The sequence below is a fragment of the Rhizobium sp. 42MFCr.1 genome, assembly GCF_000377185.1.
GTDB classification, from domain to species: Bacteria; Pseudomonadota; Alphaproteobacteria; order Rhizobiales; family Rhizobiaceae; genus Rhizobium; species Rhizobium altiplani.
The window spans coordinates 160,478-182,333 of the sequence record NZ_KB897823.1 but is presented as its reverse complement, the minus strand read 5'-3'; the positions used below and the strand labels follow the sequence as shown (position 1 = coordinate 182,333).

The window sequence follows — 21,856 nt, the reverse complement described above, 5'->3', positions numbered from 1 at the left end:
GAAACTCCCCTGCTCTTAAAGCTGTGCCGTCCAGTCGAAATCCCGAACGTAAAGGCCGATCGGGTTAACGCGGATGATTGCCTCATCCTGTGGTGCGGTCAGTGCAACCGTTGCGATTCCGCGAAAACGGCGCGTGCCGGTTTCCTTGCCCTTGCGGTCCCTCTCGTACTCCGTCCAGTCGATCTGATAGGTTTGCTGCGAGAGTGCCACGATGTTGTTCACCTCGATGGCAACCGTCGATGTCTTGGCCTTCTCGAACGGCGAATTGCCGCGAAACCAACCGTTTACCTTCTGCGTCGAGGGGTCGGAAGTTCGTAGAAGGGCATAGGTGCGATCGATATATTGCTTCTGCACCACGGCATCCGGCGTAATCGACCGGAAGCTGGTTACAAAATTGCCAAGTGCCGCCCTGACCACGCGTGCGTCGGCATACTCGATCTGCTCCGGGAAACCTGACGTGACCGAGGTGCCAAGTTTATCCACCTCGACGATGTAAGGGACCAGCTTGACCTGAGTGCTGAGGTACAAAGCATACCCAAAGCCCGTCACTGCCATGGCGAGAGCGAGGATCCCGACGGTCCGCCATGCAGCAGCGGCCTTGACGTAAGAGCCGTAGCGCTCGGACCATTCCTGCCTGGCGACAAGGTACGGGTTTTCGGAAGGCCGGTTTGCTGCCATTCGATTTCTCTCCTAAGGATCACGGTTTATCGCTGCGTTCGGGAGGTGGCTTAAAGCCAGCGCGACCGCTCAAGCCGGCATCGAGTTTGGCATTGGCAAGGCCGAGTATCGAGCCGGCATAGGCACCGGGCGAGCCGATCGCCTTTTCCTTCGCTGCCGATGCGACTGCTTTGCCTGCGGAGCTGACGCCAGCACCGATGCCGCGCGCGGCAGCCCCGGCAAGCGAGGACCCGGCGGCGCGAGCTTCCTTTGCAGCAGCAAAGCCTGCGATGATAGCGCCCGTACCTAGAAAGAAGCCGGCCAAGGCGACTGAAGCGGCCTGACCGCCGTGTCGAATGACCTCCATACCGCCCGTAACCGAGGCTCCCTGCACGACACCCTGTATGATGTTCGGCACGTACATTGCGATGATGAAGACAACGACAGCTATGCCGGCGATCGCGAGCGCAGTTTGGAAGTGATTGCCAAAGTCCGGGTCATCGGCCAGTCCGATCAGGACATCGGACCCTATGCGCGAGATCATGACAAGTGCCATGAGTTTCATCCCGACAGAGAACGCGTATACGAGATATCGTATGGCAAAGTCTTTGGTGAAGGATGACCCTCCAAGACCGAGCATGATCATGCCTGCGAGTAAGCCGAGGTACATCTCGACCATCACTGACACAAAGATCGCAGCGACCAAAGAGAAAGCAATGACGCTCACCACCATCGCAAAAGCCGCTGAAATGGCAAGCGCAGTCTCGTGGAACGGCCCGAAGCGAACTTTTTCCGCCATCTTGGTCGCGACGGCGAGTCCGGTATTGAACACGTCTGCGGGCGAGGCCGCCTCACCCCCGGCTCCAATCTGAAAGAGGCTGTCGACGACGGCTTTTGCAAATGTTGGTCCTTGGGCAAGGACGAAGGCAAAGAAGCCGACGAACATGATCCGCCGAACGAGTTCAGCGAACCAGGCGTCCAGCGAAGCCGCTTGTAGCGCGAGCGATATGGAGGCAATTCCGATCTCAATAGTCGCCAAAATCCAGAAGAGCGAGCGAGCGGCGTCCATGACCTTCGTTTCCCATCCCTTGGCAGCGGAGGTGATTTGAATCTGAAGTGAAGTCAGGGCAGCCCCCTCTTGGGCAAGCGCGGGATGCACCAGCAAGATTGTAAAGGCCGCGAGTGCTGCAGCGGTTCTCATTTGGGCAAGCGCCTGGTTCATGGGATCACCATTCCACCTTCATCTTCTCGCCACCGGATGTAGGCGGAGCGATTGAATAGAAGAATTCCTCGTGCAACTTCTGCGCCAGGTCATTCTCGGTCTGTTCTGATTGAAGCCAGGTTCCCACCATGGTCATCTGTTGCGAAACGAGGCCGCGCAGTTTCTGCATCTGGGCGACTTGTTGCGCGGCAATCTCGTGACCTATCTGCAGGGCTTTCATCTGCCCGTCCGCCGTCTCCGACATGCTGCGGAGCGAGCGCATCGTGCTCTCTTCGCCGTCGAACTGGTCGGCGGTCAAACTGGCCGCCTTTAATGTGCCGGCAATTGTGCCCCGGTTGGTGTCGGACCAGGTCTGGTATGTTGAAGAAAGATCCTCGCCCTTCAAAAGGGCGCCCTGAAGCTCGGCATAACTCTTGAACCGCTGCTTCAGCACATCGTCCGCGCTGCCCATCGAAAAGGCGATGCCCTGCCCCTGGTCAACGATGCCGCGGAGCTGGTTGAGGTCGTCTTCCACCCGCCCCCAGATGTGATCGGGAAGCGATGCGGTGTTTTGCAGCATGTTCTTGTAGATATTCAGTTGATTTTGAATTTGCTCTGCCAACTGGCTGATCTGCCTCAGTTGATTGTCGACCTGAAGGCCCGAGCTTTTCAGAAGATCGACGAGCTGGGCGTTGTTGGCGAGCTGTGTCCATTCGGTAGCCGCGCCAGTGACCGAACCTGCAGAAGCGGTTGCGGCCGAACCCAAGATGAGCGTGCAGGCGATCAGTCCGGCAAGCCTCCTATGCGATATTGAATAGCGATGCGGCATCGTGGACTCCTCTCGACTCAAGCCAACGGACTGGCCAGTCCTCACCATGATTGGACTTCAATACGCGGATGCGCTTGAGGTCTTCCTTGCCTGAAACCCCAACGAAACTAAGAGCAACGGGACCGAGCGACATGTCGAACAGACGCCGCCCTTCCGGTGATGCGACGTAATATTCCCGCTTCGGGATCGCGCTCGCGACGATCTCGATCTGGCGTTCGTTGAATCCAATTCTCTCATAGAACTCGCGCGTGCCAGGTTCACGGGCGGCACCGTTCGGAAGGCAGATCTTTGTCGGACAGGATTCCTTCAGAACGTCGATGATTCCAGAGCGCTCGGCATCAGAAATGGATTGCGTGGCGAGAACGACAGCGCAATTCGCTTTCCGGAGAACCTTCAGCCATTCGCGAATCTTGTCCCGGAAAACGGGATGGCCAAGCATCAGCCACGCCTCGTCAAGGAGGATCAGACTTGGCGAGCCATCGAGACACTTCTCGATTCGTCGAAATAGGTAGCTGAGAACAGGGACAAGATTGCGCTCGCCGCGGTTCATCAGAGGTTCGATCTCGAAGCACTGGAATCCACCAATCGCCAGCCCGTCCTCTTCGGCATCGAGCAATTGACCCATGGGTCCGTCGACCGTGTAGGGATGAAGGGCATCCTTGATTTCACGGACCTGAACACCAGACACGAAATCCGAAAGCGATCGGCCGGGAGCAGTCGCCATGAGCCCAATCTGACGGGAAATCGCGTTGCGAAGATCCGGGGTGATGGTAACCCCCTGAAGTGCGACGAGCATCTCGACCCATTCGATCGCCCAGGCCCTATCACCGTCCGTGCCGAGATCAGATAGAGGGCAGAACGCAAGCGCCGCCTTTTGCATTTCGCTATCGCCGATCTCGTAATGATCGCCACCACAGGCAAGCGTCAGTGGAAGCAGAGAACGACCTTTATCAAAGGCAAAGACCTGTGCACCCTCGTAACGCCGGAACTGAGCAGCAATGAGTGCGAGTAGCGTCGACTTGCCTGAGCCTGTTGGACCGAAGATCAGCGTGTGACCGACATCGTCGACATGCAGGTTCAGCCGAAAGGGCGTCGAGCCGCTGGCGACTTGCATCAGCGGTGGAGAGTTTTGCGCGTAGAACGGGCACGGTGCCGTCGGGTTGCCAGACCACACGGAGTTAAGGGGAATGAGATCTGCGAGATTACTGGTGTTGATAAGCGGTTCACGGATGTTGCAGTACCAGTTGCCGGGTAGGCTGCCGAGATAGGCGTCCGTTGCATTTAGCGTTTCGATCCTCGCTCCAAAACCCTCTGCCTGCACCAGCCGGCGGATTGCCTCGGCTTTTTCTTGCAACGCCTCGATGTTCCTGTCGAAGAGGATGACAACCGGCGTGTAGTATCCGTAGGCGACAAGCCGGGATGAGGCTTGTGCGATCGCGTCCTCCGTTTCGGCCACCATGGCCATAGCGTCCTGATCTATGGAGCGGCTTTGCGTCTGAAACAGCTGATCGAAAAAGGGTCGTACCTTTTGCTGCCATTTCTTCCGGGTGCGCTCGAGTTTCTGGCGGGCTTCTTCCGCGTCCAGGACAATGAAGCGCGATGACCACCTGTAGGTCAGCGGCATCAGATCGAGAGCGTTCAAGATCCCCGGCCAGCTTTCGGCGGGCAACCCGTCGATCGCAACCACACCGAGAAATCGGTTCTCAACCTTCGGCGTCAGCCCATGTTCAAGCTGTGCCGTTACAAGCCAGTCAAGATACATGGGCACATCCGGCAAGCGGACGGGATAATTGTCACCCGTGATGCAGAAGCGGATGAATTGCAGAAGTTCGTCGTATCGGGCAACCATCGTCCCACCCCGGTCGCTTGTCTCACGTGTTTCCATGCGTCGGATAGAGAGCGTATTGGCAAGATACTGTTCGACCTCTCGCACCGCATTCTTGAAAATGGCGAGCACTGTATCCGCGTAAGACCTCTTGCGGCTTTCCTCGTCAGAATAGATGTACCTGCTGAGCGCGGACTTCTTAGCCTCAAGCGGCCGATGGGTCAGGATCACTGCGTGCTTGCTTTCAAAATGCCCCTGTTCTCGTACGAAATGAGCGCGACGCTCGGCATCGATTGCTCGCGTGACCGCGTCGGGAAAATGGCAGCGGTCCTCGCAGGGGTAGTCGACGGTCGGAACACGGATCGCTTCGACCTGGATCATCCATCCACTGCCAAGTCGCGACAGAACGGCGTTGATCTGTCGCGAAAGCTCATTGCGCTCCAGATCGGTCGCACTCTCTGAATCAGGTCCGGCAAAGTACCAGCCAGCCATAAGGCTCCCGTCCTTGAGGAGTAGCACGCCGTTGTCGACAAGGCCTGCATAGGGAACAAGATCTGCAAAAGAGGGACCCGTGATCCTGAATGCGCTCAAAGCAACCATGCCCACCTCCTCAGTATTTGCGCCACGGCGCGGTGGTTGGTTTGTAGAAAGGCTTGTATGAAATGTGCCTGATATAGACCTGACGCATGAGCGGATCCGACTTCGCCAACATGCGTAGCAGGCCGATGACGACAATCCACACCGCGACGCCGAACACTGCAGAGTACACAGTCAACACCACGAAGATGAGAATGGCTGCTGCCAAGCCAGTAATCAGCACCAGTTCGCGGTCAGCGCCCATCAGAAGATTTGGGCGAGACAATGCACGATGGATGCGGTTTCGTCGCAAGCCGGACAGGGATTCAGCCATTTGCTTTCTCCTCTCGATCCAACACCTTCGATGAGGAGCGTTGATCATCGATCCATCCGATCGATGCGCCTGTTGCACCGAACAGACCGACAATCCGCGTAGCGCCAAGGAGGACACCGGCCACAAGGACCACGTACACCAGACGTCGCGCAAAATCGTTGAGTTCGCCGCCGAAAATCAGCATCCCCCCGGCGATCGCGACGGCAGCCAGCGCAATGTAACCGGCGACGGGGCCCGTGATCGATTGCTGGATCCGTTCGAGCGGGCCCTCCCAGGGAAGCTCGCCGCCGGAACTGGCGAGCGCGGGCATCACTGTCACGAAAAGGAGTGTTGCGCTGAAAAAAGCGATAGCAAGCGGAAGTTTCCTATGTGGCACGGCGACGCTCCTGCTCTTCGGTTGGTTGGTCGGATTGGATTTCGTATTGGCCATTGACGAAACGTATGACCCGAATGATGTCGCGCACACGTCGGCCCCGCGGAGTGCGTTCAATAGAGACAATCAGATCGACTGCCTCCCCGATGACTGCCTCCATTGGCTGCATGCTTGCCTCAGCGGTAAGCTGCTCCAGGCGGCGTAGCGCCGAGACTGCGGTATTGGAGTGGATCGTGGCCACCCCCCCAGGATGACCGGTGTTCCATGCTTTCAGCAACGTGAGCGCAGCACCGTCTCTGACTTCACCAACAACGATACGGTCGGGGCGCAGGCGCATCGTGCTCTTCAACAGCCGGGCCATGTCAACAGCGTCGCTGGTGTGCAGCAGAACCGCATTGTCGGCTACGCACTGGATCTCGGCGGTGTCTTCGAGCACAACGAGGCGATCCTCAGGAGCGCACTTGACGATCTCGTCGATGACAGCGTTCGCAAGTGTCGTCTTTCCCGAACCAGTTCCGCCCGAAATGATGATATTCAAACGCGAGCTGACCGCATTTCGGATGGTCGCGGCCTGCACTTCTGTCATGGTTCCCGAGCTGACATACTCGTCCAACGGGATCAGTGAGGACGCCCTTCGGCGTATCGTGAATGTCGGCTTTGCGACCACCGGAGGCAGCAACCCCTCAAAGCGGTGGCCGCCAATCGGGAGCTCACCCGAGATGATGGGGTGGTCGGTGTCGACAGCGCACTGCAGCGCGTGTGCGACCGTACCAATGACGATTTCCGCTGCCGCTGGGGCCACTTGGCCGTGCGGTGAGAACCCCTGGCCCAACCGTTCGACAAAGACCTTGCCATCAGGGTTCAAGACGATTTCAACGACACTCGGGTCATCAATTGCGGCACACAGGCGGTCGCCAAGGGCATGACGCAATTTGCTGATCAAACGAACTTGAGCAGGATGTTGCATTGTCACCATGCGACCTTCGGTTGGAGTGCAATTTCGTTTTGCTGGTTCGCACCGGGAAAGTGCGGTTGGAGGTGAAAATTGCCCACTTGCGATCCGATATCCACTCGCAAACTTGTTAGTGCTTTCTCGTCGACGATGTTTCGTTAACCCGCGGTCCGTGGGCGGAACTTGGCCGAAGTCGGAGCGCGACGCTGGCAAGGAGCCGGGCCCCGCGCAGGCATCAAACGATTGGTTCCGATCCATTTCGGAAACTAATGACGGCAGAAGTGCTCGGCCCGTTCGGGGTCCTACGGAGGGCCAATTCATCTGCGCAGCACATGAATCGTTGAAATCCGATATTGGACCACTGGCGGTCCGCTGAAGACCATTCCCATGGGAACAACGCCAAGAAGCGAGATCATGTCATGGGAAGAACAAGACTAATTTTCACTGTGTCGGCCTTCGCGGTCGCAGCTCTTGCCACGCCGCTGCGCGCGGAAACGCTTGTCGTCAACAGCTATGGAGGACCTTACGAAGCCATCATCCGCAAGGCCATCATAGAGCCATTCGAGCAGCGAACTGGGATAGATGTCGTCTATGACCCCGTCGGCTCAGCGTCGCAGGATTATGCGAAGATCAAGGCGACCAGGGGCCGGCCCGGCTTTGACGTGGTCGTCATGACCGCCTCTCAATCGCTGCAGGGCTGTAAGGACGGCGTTCTGGAAAAGCTTGACGCAAATAGCATCCCGAACCTTGCGAAACTCTCGCGAAGAATGACGGAAACGGCCGGTCCCTGCGGTGCTGTGCACGAGGTCCAGTACATGTCGTTGCTTTACCGCACGGACAAGTTGGCAACGCCGCCGGTATCTTGGTCAGCACTTGCCTCAAGCGACCTCGCGGGTCGGGTCGTCCTGCCGACATTTCAAAACACCATGGCCATCTACCTTGTCGAAATGTTCTCACTGATGAATGGCGGCGACCTCGTCGACAATCTCGCTCCTGGGTTCAGGGCAGTGGCCGTAATCGCCAAGCAATCGATCGGCTTCGAACAGAGTTCGGCAATTCTCGAGAGCTACATAAAGGATGGAACGGTCTGGGCGATGCCTTTCTGGAGCGGCCGGGCGCAATTGCTTGTCGATAGCGGCTTGCCTGTGGATTACGTCAAGCCAAAGGAGGGCACCATCCCGCTTGTCGCCACGCTGAACATTCCAATCGGCGCCGAGCATAAGGATGCTGCGAGAAAGTTCATTGACTTCTTCCTGGAGAAGACCAGTCAGGAAGCGTGGGTGGGCGGTTACAAGGTGGGAAGCGCCCGCACCGACATCGATGTTCCGGCCGCGGTAAGAGCACGCCAGATCACCTCAGATGCAAACTTGAATTCCCTTCATTTGCCGAACCTGACCACCGTCGCAGAACGCCTGCCCAAATGGGCGGAACAGTGGGAACGCGACGTTGTCGCGCACGCAAATTGAGGGGTCCCATGACTATTATTGCCTTGGAGATGCCTGGCAAACCGCGAGTGTTTGCCAGGGGTTGGATCAGGTTTCTGGGATTGTCACCAGCGACCTGTCTGCTCGTATTTTTCTTCGCTCTGCCGATGGGAATGATGATCGGAATGAGCTTTCACAATCCATCATCGCAGGGAGTGAGCCTTCTTAGCTATTCGCGTTTTTTTACCGACGGCCTGTCACTCCTCGGCTTTTGGAGGACAACTCTCATGTCGAGTCTGGTTGCGATTTCGGCAACCTTGCTCGCCTATCCAGTTGCCTACTATCTGGCGCGTTCGAGAGGGCGGTGGCGTTCAATCGTGTTTGCCATCGCGCTCGCACCCGAGCTTGCCGGTGTCGTTCTGCGAACCTATGGATGGCTCATCATCCTGGAAGACAGGGGTTTCATCAACGATGTCCTACTTCACGCGGGGCTGATTTCGTCGCCGCTTCCCTTGTCGAAGAACTTGTTTGCGGTGGTCATCGGTCTGACCCATGTCGTGTTGCCTTTCGCAATCCTGTCCTTGACGACAAGTATCCAAGGCATCGACGACAACCTCGAACGTGCAGCCCAGATCTTGGGAGCGCCGCGTCATGCCGTCGTCTGGCACATCCTGCTTCCTCTGTCGGTTCCGGGTCTCATAAGCTCATTCCTTCTTTCCTTTACAATGGCTGCTAGCGCCTATGCGACGCCCGCGCTGCTCGGCGGAGCCAGCTTCAAGGTCCTGGCGACCATGATTTCCGAGCAGGTCCTCTTCTATATCGATTGGTCCTTCGCAGCCGTCATGGCGAATGCGCTGCTGATCCTCATGCTCGTGATCTCGTACGCCGGGATTCGTTTCGAGGCGGGTTGTCGCCAAAAGTATCAGAGCGTCGCAGGAGGTATGAAATGAACAGAGTGATATCCGCGCTGTTTTGGTGTGCTCTTGCACTGGTAATCGCCTTCATCGCGCTGCCAATTGTGGTGGTCTTTGCAGCGTCTCTCAGCCCAACCGGCGACGTGACATTTCGACCGTGGGAGTGGACGGTCAAATGGTACTTCGATCTTGCGTCGGAGCGGTGGCTTGGACCGTTTTGGCTAAGTGTCAAAATTGCCATTGTCGTTTCTGTCGTAAGTGGCGCGATCGGGACCGTTGCTGCTTATGTCGTCGCTTACGAGAAGTTCGCAGGAAGCGAGGTCGTCATGGCCGCACTCCTTTCGCCGCTTTCCGTGCCGCAGATCGTAAAGGGCGTGGCAGTGGTTCTGTTTTTGTCCGTGATCGGACTACAGCCGTTGCTCGGAACGCCGGCTCTCATTGCCGGTCACTGCGTGCTTGCGCTTCCCTTTGTGGTTCGCATGGTTGCCACGTCGATTGCAAACTTTGACTGCAACCTCTTCCGAGCGGGCCAGATTCTCGGGGCCAATCAATGGCAGCGGATCAGGTTCATCCTCCTGCCTGCGATCAAGCCGGGTGTCCTTTCAGGGGTGACATTCGCATTCATCATCTCGTTCAACAATATTCCGCTCTCGGTGTTTCTGGTGCGACCGGGAGAAACCACGCTGCCGATCACCGTCATAAACTATCTCGAATACAGCCTCGACCCCGTCATGGCTGCGGTCAACGTCGCATCCATGGCCTTCATTCTGATCGTGATTTTCAGCTTCGAAAAACTCGGCGGTTTTTCCGCCCAACTGCATGGTGGTAGCAAATGAGTGCAATCGACGTGGAGCTGATCTCCGTCAGCAAATCCTTCGGTCCGATATCGGTCGTCACAAACATTGATCTTAAGATTCCGAAGGGAGAATTCGTCAGTATTCTCGGACCGTCCGGGTGCGGGAAGACCACAACCCTCAACATGATCGCCGGGTTTAGCGCGCCGTCCGGCGGCGACATCCGTATTCGCGGCCGTAGCCAGGTTGATGTTCCTCCCGAACGCCGAAACATTGGCCTCGTTTTTCAGAACTATGCACTTTTTCCACACATGACCGTCGCCGAAAATGTTGCGTTCGGCCTGCGAATGAAGGGCACGCCAAAGGGCGAAATCGGATCAATCGTTCAATCCTCACTTCGCAGGGTTCATCTCGACACACTGGCAGACCGCTATCCCAGAGCGCTGTCGGGCGGACAACAGCAACGCGTCGCCCTGGCGCGGGCACTTGCGCCACGACCCTCGGTTCTTTTGCTCGACGAGCCGTTATCCAATCTTGACCTGAAGCTGCGCGAAGCAATGCGTGCGGAATTGAAGGAGATGCAGCAGGAACTGGGTATGACCTTCATCTACGTCACCCATGACCAGGAAGAAGCGATGGCAATGTCCGATCGCATCGTCGTCATGTGGAAGGGGGCCGTCGCGCAGCAAGGGGATCCCGGTTCCATCTATGGCGATCCACAATCGACCTTTGTCGCCGACTTCATCGGGAAGTCCAATATTCTGACATTGAGGGAGGTAACGTCGACTGGAACCGCATGGGATGCTTCAATCGACAAGTGCGACATAAGACTTCGCGCGACGCGCGGAAAGGGAGATGCCCGCTATTGTGTCATTCGACCCCAGGACATCCAGCCGCTTGTCGACGACGCTCCGGTTCCGGAGGATTTCAACGTGCTTAGAGGTATGCTGAAAAGAGTGATCAATCTTGGGGCATCGCTCGAAGTGCTCGTTGAACTCGCGCCCGAAATTCACGTCAGCGTTCTGGTTCCTTCCGCAGGGTCGGACGCATTGCCGGCCCCTGGGCAACAGCTGAAGCTCGGCATTCGTGCCTGTGCATTGAAACTCCTGGCCGACTGAGCAGCGATCGATAAAGCAGCCGCATCAATGCCTCGGGGTTCATATTGGAGATCTCCCAGGGGCCCGCTTTAGGATCACCGTGACCTAATCGAGAAGGTCACTATAGGAGATGAAAATGCTTACAAAGGAGCGGCTTAAGGCCATTCAGCATTCCAGCAACGTGTGTGCGGATATCGAGGGTTTTGATTTCGACCGATACGACAGCCGCGACATCGAGGCGATCCGAGGGTACTGGCTGCAGTATGGGGTGATACGGTTCAAGCAGACCCGCATCACAGACGCGCAGCAGGTGGAATTCTCCCGGCATTTCGGCGAGTTTGTCATCCACCCGAAGCAGTTGCAGGAAGGGGGACATCCAACGCACAGGGAAATTCTTGTCATCAGCAACGCAATGACCGACGGAAAGCCCAGTGGAGCCATGGGAAACAGTGAGGCCACCTGGCATACGGACACATGGTTCTACGAGAAGCCTCCGGCTGGGGCGATTTTGCGTGCAGTTCAAGTCCCTCCCTCAGGCGGTGATACCTACTTCCTGTCGACCTATCTTGCCTACGAAACACTGCCGGCGACACTGAAAGCAGCCGTCGATGGACGGCAGATCTTCTTCCAGAACGTCTATGACAAAACGGGTAAGCTGCGGCTGGGAAAATCGACCCCGAAGAGCCAGGACTATCGCGAGTGGAGCGGCGTCGTGCACCCACTTGTTCGCACTCATGGCGAGACGGGTCGCAAGGCACTTTATCTCGGCGGAACAATTGACGGCGCATGGATCGTCGGAATGAGCCGCGACGAGAGCGATGCGCTCTTGGCCGAGCTGTGGGATCACACGACCAGCACCAAGCAAGTCTTTGTGCAGCAGTGGGACGAAGGAGACATCATGATGTGGGACAATCGATGCACGATGCATCGTCGCGATTCATTTGATCCGGCCTTCATCCGGATCATGCACCGTACGACGACCTCAGGCGAACGGCCAGTCTGATCCCCAAAACGAAGAGCTATCCGTGACAATGTTCTATCAACTGATGGATCGCCATCCACCCCTGAATCCTGACCTGATCGAACTATTGTCATCGGTAGAGACGGCAACGATCGGCCACGTGGAGCATGTGGGATTTGTGGGAAGTCAGGTCCTTCCGCTGTTCCCGGCTCATGCGGCCGGAGTTGCCGTAACCGTCGCGGCCCCCGGCCGCGACGGTTCTATCATCTACAAGGCGATCGACCAGCTCATGCCCGGCGATATGCTTGTGATCTCTCGTGTCGACGGCGATGACATCGCCTGCGTGGGAGGCGGGGTGGCAACGGCTGCCATGGCGAAGGGCGCCGTTGGCATCGTCGTGGACGGTCCATGTACTGATGTCGAGGAGATCGTGGAAGTTGGATTGCCGGTCTGGTGCCGGGGGGTGTCCTCCAAGACCACCAATCGTCAATTCAGCATCGGTGGTTGCTTGAATGTTCCCGTCGCCTGCGGACGTACCGCCGTGTTGCCTGGCCAGGCCGTACTTGCCGACCGCTCCGGAGTGTTCGTCGCCGATGCCAACCGGATGCGCCAAATCGCTGAAGCAGCAAGGCAACGCCAGCAAAGATCGGTCGCCGTGCGAACGCATCTGGCGGCAGGCAGATCGATTTTTGAATTCCAGCCGGAGACCGGATCGTGAAAATCGCGTTGATTCAAATGAACTCGCAACCGGACCGCCGCCGGAACCTGGTTCAGGCCGAGCGGCTGATGAACGAAGCGATGCGCGGAACTCCCGACCTGATTGTTCTCCCTGAGCACTTCGATTGGATGGGAGGAACCGGAGATGACAAACGGCGCGCCGCCGATCGCGTCCCCGGCGGCGAGGCCTACGGTTTCATCGAGCGTTTTGCGAAGGACAATTCAGTCTGGATACATGCCGGCAGCTTGCTGGAACGGCAGCGCAACGACGGACCCGTGCACAACACGACGATCGTGTTTAATGCGCGCGGCGAGGAGGTCGGCCGCTATCGGAAGATTCATATGTTCGACATTACGGCGCCGAACGGGATGAAATACGCTGAATCGTCGGTTGTGACGCCGGGCGATGATCTTCTTATCTACGAGTTGAATGGATACAGGATCGCATGCGTGATCTGCTACGATCTTCGTTTCTCGCGCCTGTTCGATCGGCTGGCCAGCGAGATGGTCGATATCTTCATTCTCCCTGCTGCGTTCAACCGCCAAACCGGACGCGCGCACTTTGAGGTGCTATGCAGGGCGCGGGCGATTGAGTATCAGGCTTACTTCGTCGCATGTGGTCAATGTGGCAGTTACCCCACCCCCGGCGGCCCGCGCCGGGAAACGTTAGGCCGTTCTCTTGTTTGCGACCCCTGGGGAACAGTGATTGGCAAAGCCGGCCACTTTCCGGCAGTTCTCCAGGTCGAAATCGATCCGCATCGCCTTGCCGAAGTACGGCGCCTGATTCCGATGTCAGAGCATCGGGTGCTCCTTGATGGCAAGCACCTCCACATCAAGCCGGAACGCATGTAGCGCCGGCGTTTCGCAGGCGCTTTGCTTTCCCAGGAATTTATCCAAGCTTCATCCTGCCGTTTCCTCCGGATCGCTAGGTTCTTCCGATTGGCGAGAAGGAGAAACCGTCCATGCAGGAACAGAACATTCAAGCTAGTCGCGACGTGAAATTTCTCAATTGTGAAGAGATCCGCGCCGCAGGCGCCGACCTGACCACGCAGGAGCTTCTGGACGCAACAGATGCGGCTTGGCGGGACATCCGGTCAGGAAAATCGTTTGGTGGCAAGTCCGTGCTGTCGCTGCCAGAGGAATCCTTCTGGGAGGTCGAAAGCGTCGCTCCATTCAAGTCCCAGTTTGAGAACGAGCGGTTGGGATGGAAATTGTCGTGCCTCTACAGCGTCAATGATCAATTCGGCGGCGTCAAGATCATCGGGGCCAACGCGTTCAACCGCAATCTCGGCTTTCCGCGATCGACCTCGACCGTACTCCTGCTGGAGAAGCGAACCCTGCGCCTCGTGACGGTTCTGGAAGGAACCGCAATGTCCGCCCGGCGCACGGGCACCTATGCAACGACGGTTCTGGGCATGTTCACGAATCCAACGGATAAGCTATCAGTCTTTTTGTTCGGGTCGGGCCCAATCGCCCGCAGCGTGATTGAGTGCCTTGATTTCCGTTTCGCAGACAGGATCGAAGAGATCGTGGTGCGTGGGCGTAGCAGGGAAGGCCTTGAGGCACTGATGGCAGACATCGCGGGTTGCACGACGATCCCAGTCATCCCTGCAAGCGACACCACACGCCTACCGTTCTGTCGGTTTGTGATCACGGCCACGAATGCCAGAACACCTCTGTTTGACGATTGCGCCCTTCATCGACGCGCCATATCGCTGCATCTCGGTGGAGATGAGGTCCCAGAGGCCTACCTCCAGCGAGCACTTCGATCGGGTCTTGTCGTCTGCGATGACGTGGCGACCGTCTCTCGCCGAAATTCGCAAAGTATTGCGCTGCATTTCTCCAGGCGCGGCCTTTCCCTCGAGCAAGTCGGCCCGTTAATCGGAGTAGCAGAGCTTTCGGGCTCCGGTGATTTGCACGTCGAGCAGGAAGGTCCGACCTGCGTCACCTGCGTTGGCCTGCCGATGCTCGATCTCTATGTCGCACAGGCGACCTACAAAAAATACCGTGCGTACAACGATCACATGCTGGCAACCCGCACTTGATCAAACGGAGGCGGTTCATTGTACCTTTCCGAAATACTCGCCGAACATATCTCGGCTGTCGCCGCTCGACCTCCCCTTGCCGAGACGCGCAACATGGCAATCCGGTGTGTTCTTGATCTTATCGGTGCTGCCATCGTCGGACATTCCTCCGACAGTGCAACGGCAGCGCGTCGATCCGCAGCAACCCTCTTTGGCAAAGGCGAGACGCCGATATGGTTTTCGGGACAGGAATTGGCCGCTGTCGGCGCCCTTTTCTGTAACGCAGCAGCGGCCAGCGCCCTTGATATCGACGACGGTCACCGGGCGGCACGAGGCCATCCCGGAGCCTCAGTGGTAACGACTGCCCTTACCATCGGCTCGATGCAACAGCTTGGCGGCGACGACATCATCGCTGCAATTGTCGCAGGCTACGACATTGGAGTGAGGACGGCAGCGGCACAGAACCCGCAAACTATTTCCACGCGGCAGTCGGGACGTTGGGCTGCCATCGCATCTGCCGCAACCGCGGCGGTCTTGCTCAAGGCTTCACCAGCGGTGACCACTCAGGCGCTTGCCATTGCCGGCGTGCTTGCCCCGAACCAGCAGGCAAATGGTAGCTCGGGTTACTCGAAGATGACCGGCAACGACGTCAAGGAAGGCATCCCGTGGAGTAGTGCCACGGGGCTTATGGCTCTCGAGCTTGCGCGTCGCGGTTTTACGGGTCCTTCTGATCTGTTTGATCACCCTGACTACTACGACCCGCGGCTGCTACTCGGAGAACTCGGTCGCCGTTGGGAGATCCTCGGCACTTACTTCAAACCCTATGCGTGCTGCCGCTACATACATCCGGCTCTCGATCGGCTTCTTGAGCTTGTTGAACGCTATGGTCTGACGTCAGAGACCATCATCTCGATCGATGTCGAGACCTTCGGCTGGGCCCTCCGGCTTGCAAATCGCACGTCGCCGGAGAATCTCGTCGATGTCCAGTTTAGTCTTCCCTACTGTCTCGCGATTGCCCTTGTTGACGGCTCCTCCGGATTGTTGCCGATAACGACCAAGTGCCTTGCACGCCCGGATCTCGTTGCTGTTGCAATGAAGGTTCAGCTCTTGGTTCATCATCAGAGTGACCGCCTCTTCCCGGCCGAAACCCTGGCACGCGTCACTGTTGAAACAAAAAATGGCAAGTTTGTTTCCGACTTGGGTGGCCCACTCGGAGATCCCGGTTTGCCGCTGCTGTGGCACGGCATAGAGGAGAAGTTCTGTCGATTGACAGCCGCCAGGCTTACGCCGGGGAAGCGACAAGCCATTGTCGACGGCGTCCTGGCACTGGCGCAGGGTGAGGCAGGACCGCTATTTGCCGAAATGCCACAATATTTGGACATGCACGAGGATTGACAGGGTTCATCGCAATGTAGAGCGCGTTGTGTGGGCACACTGCGTCTTTATGCTGGAACCGGACGTTTCATGGGTTCTTGGGGATTTTGTCGCTTTTCGCACCGTTCCAAACGGCGAAGCGGCCATTGATCATCAGGTGCCGCACGCGAGCAAGATTGTGGCTTTCGACGATCGCAACATCGGCACGCTTTCCAGGCGCGAATACCCCTGTCTCCCGCAAACTCGGGAAAAATCCGAGCAACGTTGCCGGTTGCAAGCGCAATCGCGCAAGGCAACGTCTCGTTGCACCATGCGGTTGATCGCTGCAAGGATGCTGTCCCAATCACCGCCGGCAAAATCGGTAGACAAGGTATCGACAAGCCCCTCACGGACCAGGAGGTCGATGTTGGTCGCGTCGTTGCGCCAACGGGTTGTAATGCAGTCGAGTGTTGAAACGTCGATCACGACGCCACGCTTCTTGAGTTCGCGTGCGGAGGCAACACATTCATCCGGACGAAACGAGGGATGGTTGGCGTGAGCCGCCACAATGCGGGCTGATGGATATCGCACTGCCAGGTTCAGTAATGTTCGTGCTGTGGGGAGGGCGTGGTGGAATATGCCTGGCAGGCCATAGTGCGCACTGGCTGCGGCAATCTCGTCCAGTCCTCTCAAGGAGAGCGCGACAGGGGGCATGACGGTTTTCGTTATCAGCTCCACAAGATCCTGGACGGACATGATCGATAACAGACCGCATTCGGCCAGAAGTGCTTCGATCAGTTCAGTTGGGGCTGCGTCCTTACCGTCGAGGGTGCGTCCGAGGACTGCTTCTTTGAGACTTCGCGCCCACTTCGGGGAGAGCCTGATGCCCGTTAATGCAAATATCGCGTCCGGTATGAAGCGATAGTCCTGGGCCCCTCCCCCAAGCGTTTGACCACCGCCGGCTTCGCCAAGCGCTCGCACCCCAGCACTTATCATCGTCTCGATGGTCGCTGCATGATGACGGTCGCTGAGACCGGCGCCGTCAATTGCAAGTGCGGCACGAAGGTTGCTTGGCGTATGCGCGCTCGTGATATGTATGTCGAGAGGATGGTTGTTTCGCGTACCATCGTCGATTTCATCGGCAAGGGCGAGGCCGCAGACATTCAGGAGAGTAGAGGTGCCGGAAAGCAGGTGTCGGTTGCGAAAGTAATCGACGTCGCTCGACCGAAAGGGCTTGGACCCGCTCGGCATCGAGGGGCCGTGCACGCACCCATGCGCATGCGCGTTGATAATGCCGGGAATGATCGTGTAGCCGTCGGCGTCGATGACAAGCGATCCTGCGGCGGCCGCAAGCTGACCCTCCGCGACCTGGCAATCGTTCTGCCGCGAACACGGACGGAACCGCGGGTGTGAACTGTTGATCCATCTCCCGTGACAACGCGGCCATTGAGGATCAAGGTTTCGCAAGCCATCGCGCTCTCCTTTCAGGCAAAGACGGATTGACGGAGCCGATGCCATAGCCGATGCCGCGCACCGTACGAATGGGGTCAGGGGCTCCCTCAATCCTCAGACACCTGCGCAGTCGCCCGATGTGGACGTTCACCGTCTTGCAATCGACGTATATTCCACTTGGCCAGCACTGCCTGATGATCTCCCTGCGGTCGGAAATCCTGTCGGGCTGAAGAAGGAAGTAGCGCAGGACGGCAAACTCGATCCGTGGAAGGTAGACGGGGCAATCGGCACGCCACACGCGCCGGGCCGCCACGTCCATCTCGATGTCGCCAAATCTCAGGCGCTGTGTCGTGCCTTGCATCATCAATGCCCGAAGCAGATGACTGGGCGGAACCGGTCGGGTAAAGACTTCATCGGCGCCTGCGTTGAGGAAGGCGAGACCCTGGCCATGCGCCCCCGGGTCAACCAGGGCGACAATGATGATCGCGCTGCCTGCTCGAAGATCGCAAATCTGCGCACAGGCCGAAACTGCGTCCCTGACCCGGCCGTCAATCAGAAGCGCACAGACGTTGTCTTGGCGCGTAGCGATAACGATGTCATTGGCTTCTGACTGCAGGCTCGTCGCAAAGCCGGAATGCTCTAGAAGGTGGCGGGCACTGAAGCACAGATCGCCGTCTCCTGAGCCGATAACAATCGTCGGTCTCATGGCATACTGTCGCTGTTGTTGTGTTTTGGCACCCGTACAATCTCACGAGAGAGGGTGCGCTTCAAACATTGATGTCCAGCGCTCGATTAAGAAATATTTCTTCGATGTTCACACGACATCTAAGAACGGGACGAAGCAGACGGCACCTGTCGGACATTACGCCTTGGTATCCCCAAGTGCTGGCTTTCCATTGATATGAATGGCCAATGAATTGATTTGTCGTGAAATTGGAGGCTGCAAAGGAGCGGCTGCATAATTTTGTTCTCACCCCGTCCCTCCGGAGAACCAGATGTGTACCCCTTTGGAAATGTCGAACCTGCCGTCGGAAGAAAGCAGACTGGAGGATGAGGAGCACTGCAATGATCCCCATGAGGCAGCAAAACCCCTACGCTGCCTGACCTGTCGCAACCTCTCCTGTAAAGGACGCAAGGCTCAGCCGCAGCTGGACGGCACCGCCAAAGGCACGGCCCCAACGAATGAGCCCATCGAGTGATAGTGCCAATCATCTTGAGTTTAGTCTTCTCGACATAAGCAACACGCAAAGGTTGTCAATCGCCTTTAATGATTAATCGAAATGCTTGAGAAGGCGGAATTAGCAATTATGCGAGTTGGCAAGAGTAAATAATGACCGCAACCTTAGAGGGATTGTCGTCGGACCTGTCATACGCTTCCGACATGGCATTCAATCCATAAGGGCAGGCGGAGAGAACTCATTCAAGCGAAGATCATCTTTGCGGATAACGGCGGCACGGATGTTCATCCAATCATTGCTGCAATCGAAAGGGAGGCGATGGCTGTGTCGGTGGTACACTCCATCCTTCAACTGCGAAGGCATCTGTATCGATCGCAATATGACGCGGTGATCGTCGATGCCGTTTCATCGCCAAACGAAGCAATCGACTTCTGTCGGCAAATCAGGACCAGCAGCGCCATCCCGATCTTCCTTATTGTGGAGCCCTTCAAGGCGGATCTGATCGTGTTGGCGCTAGAAGCCGGGGCCGATGATTGCATGTCACCTCCCGTCTCGATCCCTGAATTTGTCGCCAGGATCAACAACCTTCTGAGACGTGCCTCATACGCCCGCATTCCCACACATCGGCAACCGCTAGCATTCACCTTCGCCGGCTTTCGTCTCAGCGTGCTTGAACGCCAGCTTTGGGGTCCGGACTGCCAGATCGTTGATCTCACCTCTGCAGAATTCGATCTGCTGCTGGCACTGTGCCGGAACCCGGGAAGGCTGATGCGACGCGAAGAGTTGCTGACATCGACGCATGCCGGTGTTGCAGGACCCGTGACGCGCAGCATCGACGTCCACATCAGCCGTCTGCGTCAAAAAATAGAACACGATCCGCCGAACCCTCGCCTGCTCAAGACAGTGAGACTTGGAGGATATGTTTTCACGGCCGACGTGATGGCGGGCTAGGTCATGTCCGCGAACTATTAAGTTTTGTTTCCGGACACCGTTCCAATTGATGCGCGAGAACCATGCAACTAATCGTATGCACGCCTGGATCGTCATGGACGGGCTGAAAGCTGGGTTGGCGTCGCGCAGGCGACGACGGGGTTCATTGAATTGCGCAAGGGTGGTCGTCGACATCAGCGTACACATGGAGCTTTGCGCATCCTGGGGGAGCTTATCGGCTATGAATATGCGTACTCTTTTTCACGAAATGATCGATTCGACCGCGACAACGTCCACGGAGGATTCGCTCCGCGCCGCCGTTGCGAGGATCACCACCAAGCATGGTTTCGAGCGCTTCGCATATCTCAATCTCGACGCCGTAAGCGCCAGGAGCTTTGCCGTATCGAACTATCCGCAGGACTGGCAGGCGATGTATTTCGGCCGCTCATACATGGCGCTGGATCCCGTCGTCACTATGGGCAAACGGATGATGCGGGCGTTTCAGTGGTGCGTCGATGAGCAACGACGACGGGCGACGAAAGACGAGCGCGGTTTCTGGGACGCGGCGTCGCAGTTCGGCATTCGCGCAGGGGTGACTGTGCCGATACGCGTGTGCTACGGGCAGGTTGCAATGCTGACCCTGGCTTCCTCTCAAAATTTGCGTCCAAGAGAATTCTGCGAAACCGAATGTGCCGTCGCCGCAACCTCGGCAACGTTTCTGCATTCGCGTCTCGTCTCGACGAATTGTCCGACAACGCAGCGTCAGCCAGGATTGTCCGACCGCGAGGCGCTGTGCTTGGGATGGATAGCCGCGGGGAAGTCGATGCAGGACATCGCCGAGATCCTTGGCTTGAACTACCACACCGTTCGCTGGGATCTCGACAACATCCGCGCGAAACTCAACGTAAAGAACCTGAAACAGGCACTTTCCCTGGCGCTGCAACTGGGTTTGATCTGACAGTTCCTATCGAAGAACCTGTTCGGCCACCGCGGCCGAACAGTCCTTTGGCGTCTCTTGATGGCGAGATGAACACATCCCTCAAGTGCGGATGCGCCGGACGCCGATCCAATGTCTGCCTCACGCCACCTTCACCCTTTCGACGAATTCAGAATGGTAGTCGGCGGGACAGATCCGCTCGAAGGTTGCCTGGTCGGCGGCGAGAACACCCGCAACACTTGGCGTTTCGTTGATGAGGCGAAGTTCTCCCAGACGTCTCATCGGCCAACCGGAGCGATTGAGAAGTCGCTCGAGCCGGACATCGGTTACTGTGACGATCTCGTTGTAGCCGTTGAGAAAGGACCATTCCGCAATTGCGGCAAACATGGTCCGGGTCGCCAGATGCAGCGGACGCCCCTCCATTCCGTGACAATGGTCGATGTCGACACAGAAGCGCGAGCTTTCGATCATGGACGCATGGGGGCGGAACGTGTCACCACCCCCAAGCAAGCATGAAAATAGAGTTTGCAGCATCGTTGGGCCACAGGCAGGGAGAAGGCGCGCGCAGCCAACGACATTGCTTTGCTCATCGATTGCCAGAATGTAGGTCGGCTCAAGCGCGTCGAATTCGTCGCACTCGCGCTCGCCCTTACACGCGACCCAACCTAAGCGTTGCGCAAAGACACGGGCGCGCAGCCGATACATTTGTTCAAGGAGATCTAGGTCACGGGATGTTCGGGGTTGACTGAGTGCGACTGCCTGCATGATCAAAATCCTCCGCAATTTGGGTTACGCAATCAGCGTGAACGGAGGTGACAGAGATTTGAACTCGCAGATTTGCGGGTCGAGACAAACGGCTGCGCCGAGACGGGAACCAACACGAGCTATCTATCGAGAAAACAGTACTGCACGGTCCCGACAGGGCGCCGGAGTAGGAGCGATGAACTGCGTTGGCACAGACGCTGAGATTTAAATGCTGTGATCGAAATGGCCGTTCATTCTGTTGCTGGACGACGTAATCACGCCCATTGCAAAGCGCGTAACCTGTTGACGATCTGTCGGACCGTCAACATTCTGGTCGCTCCGGCTGATCGCCCGGAAAAGGTCAAGAGTAACTGGATCTGGCCGGGCGCGAATGTGATGAATGCTGGAGTTCACCGAATTTCGCTCAAGGACGGACCGAAGCTGGTTGCATACGATGAGCACGGGAATTCGCAGGCGCGATCCCATTGGACGGGCCCCGGGGGCCCCTGGAGGTGACCCCGTTCCATGCAGAAAAGGTGGGGATACTGTCCGTCATCGAGAAACACCTGGCTTTGCATTATGTA

At 57.4% G+C, this 21,856-nt stretch carries 22 protein-coding genes; 12 read left to right on the top strand and 10 right to left on the bottom strand.

Annotated features, from left to right (window positions below):
• Window positions 1-15 precede the first annotated feature (15 nt).
• Genes C934_RS0109135 through trbB form a run of 7 tightly spaced genes read right to left on the bottom strand, consistent with a single transcriptional unit; the run spans window position 16 to window position 6,771 of the window.
• On the bottom strand, window positions 16-678 hold the full coding sequence (locus C934_RS0109135) for a conjugal transfer protein TrbF (RefSeq protein ID WP_018856411.1): 663 nt from the start codon (window positions 676-678) through the stop codon (window positions 16-18).
• Window positions 679-697: 19 nt separating this feature from the next.
• Window positions 698-1,858, bottom strand: coding sequence for a P-type conjugative transfer protein TrbL (gene trbL / locus C934_RS0109130; protein ID WP_245267934.1), 1,161 nt, complete (start codon window positions 1,856-1,858; stop codon window positions 698-700).
• Window positions 1,859-1,883: 25 nt separating this feature from the next.
• Window positions 1,884-2,687, bottom strand: a complete 804-nt coding sequence (gene trbJ / locus C934_RS0109125) for a P-type conjugative transfer protein TrbJ (RefSeq protein ID WP_018856409.1) — start codon at window positions 2,685-2,687, stop codon at window positions 1,884-1,886.
• Complete coding sequence (locus C934_RS0109120; RefSeq protein ID WP_018856408.1) at window positions 2,659-5,112, bottom strand: conjugal transfer protein TrbE; 2,454 nt, start codon at window positions 5,110-5,112, stop codon at window positions 2,659-2,661. Before C934_RS0109120 ends, trbJ begins: the two co-directional genes overlap by 29 nt.
• Before the next feature lie 10 nt (window positions 5,113-5,122).
• Complete coding sequence (locus tag C934_RS0109115; RefSeq protein WP_018856407.1) at window positions 5,123-5,422, bottom strand: conjugal transfer protein TrbD; 300 nt, start codon at window positions 5,420-5,422, stop codon at window positions 5,123-5,125.
• A complete protein-coding gene (locus tag C934_RS0109110) occupies window positions 5,415-5,798 on the bottom strand; it encodes a TrbC/VirB2 family protein (protein ID WP_018856406.1) in 384 nt (127 codons plus the stop codon). The genes C934_RS0109115 and C934_RS0109110 overlap by 8 nt, the downstream gene beginning before the upstream one ends.
• Window positions 5,788-6,771: a P-type conjugative transfer ATPase TrbB gene (gene trbB / locus C934_RS0109105; protein WP_018856405.1), complete on the bottom strand. Its 984-nt coding sequence runs from the start codon at window positions 6,769-6,771 to the stop codon at window positions 5,788-5,790. Before trbB ends, C934_RS0109110 begins: the two co-directional genes overlap by 11 nt.
• Window positions 6,772-7,166: 395 nt before the next feature.
• Here trbB and C934_RS0109100 point away from each other — a divergent pair, with 395 nt between their 5' ends.
• The 9 genes from C934_RS0109100 to C934_RS0109060 all read left to right on the top strand — a co-directional run bounded on the left by C934_RS0109100 (window position 7,167) and on the right by C934_RS0109060 (window position 16,073).
• Window positions 7,167-8,213 carry an ABC transporter substrate-binding protein gene (locus C934_RS0109100; protein ID WP_026371690.1) on the top strand — a complete coding sequence of 349 codons (1,047 nt, stop codon included), beginning with the start codon at window positions 7,167-7,169 and terminating at the stop codon, window positions 8,211-8,213.
• A 29-nt stretch (window positions 8,214-8,242) separates the two neighbouring features.
• The gene (locus C934_RS0109095) at window positions 8,243-9,121 is read left to right on the top strand and encodes an ABC transporter permease (RefSeq protein ID WP_051085583.1); all 879 of its coding nucleotides are present in this window, start codon (window positions 8,243-8,245) and stop codon (window positions 9,119-9,121) included.
• Entirely contained in the window at window positions 9,118-9,921 is an 804-nt protein-coding gene (locus tag C934_RS0109090; RefSeq protein ID WP_018856402.1) for an ABC transporter permease, read from the top strand. The genes C934_RS0109095 and C934_RS0109090 overlap by 4 nt, the downstream gene beginning before the upstream one ends.
• Window positions 9,918-10,997 carry an ABC transporter ATP-binding protein gene (locus C934_RS0109085; protein ID WP_018856401.1) on the top strand — a complete coding sequence of 360 codons (1,080 nt, stop codon included), beginning with the start codon at window positions 9,918-9,920 and terminating at the stop codon, window positions 10,995-10,997. Before C934_RS0109090 ends, C934_RS0109085 begins: the two co-directional genes overlap by 4 nt.
• 115 nt (window positions 10,998-11,112) lie before the next feature.
• Window positions 11,113-11,979 (top strand): TauD/TfdA dioxygenase family protein, encoded by an 867-nt coding sequence (locus C934_RS0109080; RefSeq protein WP_018856400.1) that lies wholly within the window; start codon window positions 11,113-11,115, stop codon window positions 11,977-11,979.
• Between the two features lie 22 nt (window positions 11,980-12,001).
• Window positions 12,002-12,655: an RraA family protein gene (locus C934_RS0109075; protein ID WP_026371688.1), complete on the top strand. Its 654-nt coding sequence runs from the start codon at window positions 12,002-12,004 to the stop codon at window positions 12,653-12,655.
• Complete coding sequence (locus C934_RS0109070) at window positions 12,652-13,506, top strand: carbon-nitrogen hydrolase family protein (RefSeq protein ID WP_018856398.1); 855 nt, start codon at window positions 12,652-12,654, stop codon at window positions 13,504-13,506. Before C934_RS0109075 ends, C934_RS0109070 begins: the two co-directional genes overlap by 4 nt.
• Before the next feature lie 110 nt (window positions 13,507-13,616).
• Window positions 13,617-14,699 (top strand): ornithine cyclodeaminase, encoded by a 1,083-nt coding sequence (locus C934_RS0109065; RefSeq protein ID WP_018856397.1) that lies wholly within the window; start codon window positions 13,617-13,619, stop codon window positions 14,697-14,699.
• An 18-nt stretch (window positions 14,700-14,717) separates the two neighbouring features.
• On the top strand, window positions 14,718-16,073 hold the full coding sequence (locus tag C934_RS0109060; RefSeq protein ID WP_018856396.1) for an MmgE/PrpD family protein: 1,356 nt from the start codon (window positions 14,718-14,720) through the stop codon (window positions 16,071-16,073).
• Between the two features lie 132 nt (window positions 16,074-16,205).
• Here the strand turns inward: C934_RS0109060 and C934_RS31775 are convergent, their stop codons facing one another.
• Both C934_RS31775 and C934_RS0109050 read right to left on the bottom strand, forming a co-directional pair.
• The gene (locus C934_RS31775; protein ID WP_335326816.1) at window positions 16,206-17,498 is read right to left on the bottom strand and encodes an amidohydrolase; all 1,293 of its coding nucleotides are present in this window, start codon (window positions 17,496-17,498) and stop codon (window positions 16,206-16,208) included.
• Window positions 17,485-18,189 (bottom strand): winged helix-turn-helix transcriptional regulator, encoded by a 705-nt coding sequence (locus C934_RS0109050; RefSeq protein ID WP_018856395.1) that lies wholly within the window; start codon window positions 18,187-18,189, stop codon window positions 17,485-17,487. Before C934_RS0109050 ends, C934_RS31775 begins: the two co-directional genes overlap by 14 nt.
• 790 nt (window positions 18,190-18,979) lie before the next feature.
• Here C934_RS0109050 and C934_RS0109040 point away from each other — a divergent pair.
• Together C934_RS0109040 and C934_RS0109035 are read left to right on the top strand one after the other, a co-directional pair.
• Window positions 18,980-19,612: a response regulator transcription factor gene (locus C934_RS0109040; protein WP_018856393.1), complete on the top strand. Its 633-nt coding sequence runs from the start codon at window positions 18,980-18,982 to the stop codon at window positions 19,610-19,612.
• 49 nt (window positions 19,613-19,661) lie between these two features.
• Window positions 19,662-20,549, top strand: a complete 888-nt coding sequence (locus C934_RS0109035) for an autoinducer binding domain-containing protein (RefSeq protein ID WP_245267932.1) — start codon at window positions 19,662-19,664, stop codon at window positions 20,547-20,549.
• 120 nt (window positions 20,550-20,669) lie between these two features.
• On the opposite strand, the gene C934_RS0109030 is transcribed toward C934_RS0109035, so the two are convergent.
• On the bottom strand, window positions 20,670-21,293 hold the full coding sequence (locus tag C934_RS0109030; RefSeq protein ID WP_026371687.1) for an acyl-homoserine-lactone synthase: 624 nt from the start codon (window positions 21,291-21,293) through the stop codon (window positions 20,670-20,672).
• A gap of 222 nt (window positions 21,294-21,515) precedes the next feature.
• Here C934_RS0109030 and C934_RS36420 point away from each other — a divergent pair, with 222 nt between their 5' ends.
• Entirely contained in the window at window positions 21,516-21,788 is a 273-nt protein-coding gene (locus C934_RS36420) for a hypothetical protein (protein ID WP_156828736.1), read from the top strand.
• Window positions 21,789-21,856 lie beyond the last annotated feature (68 nt).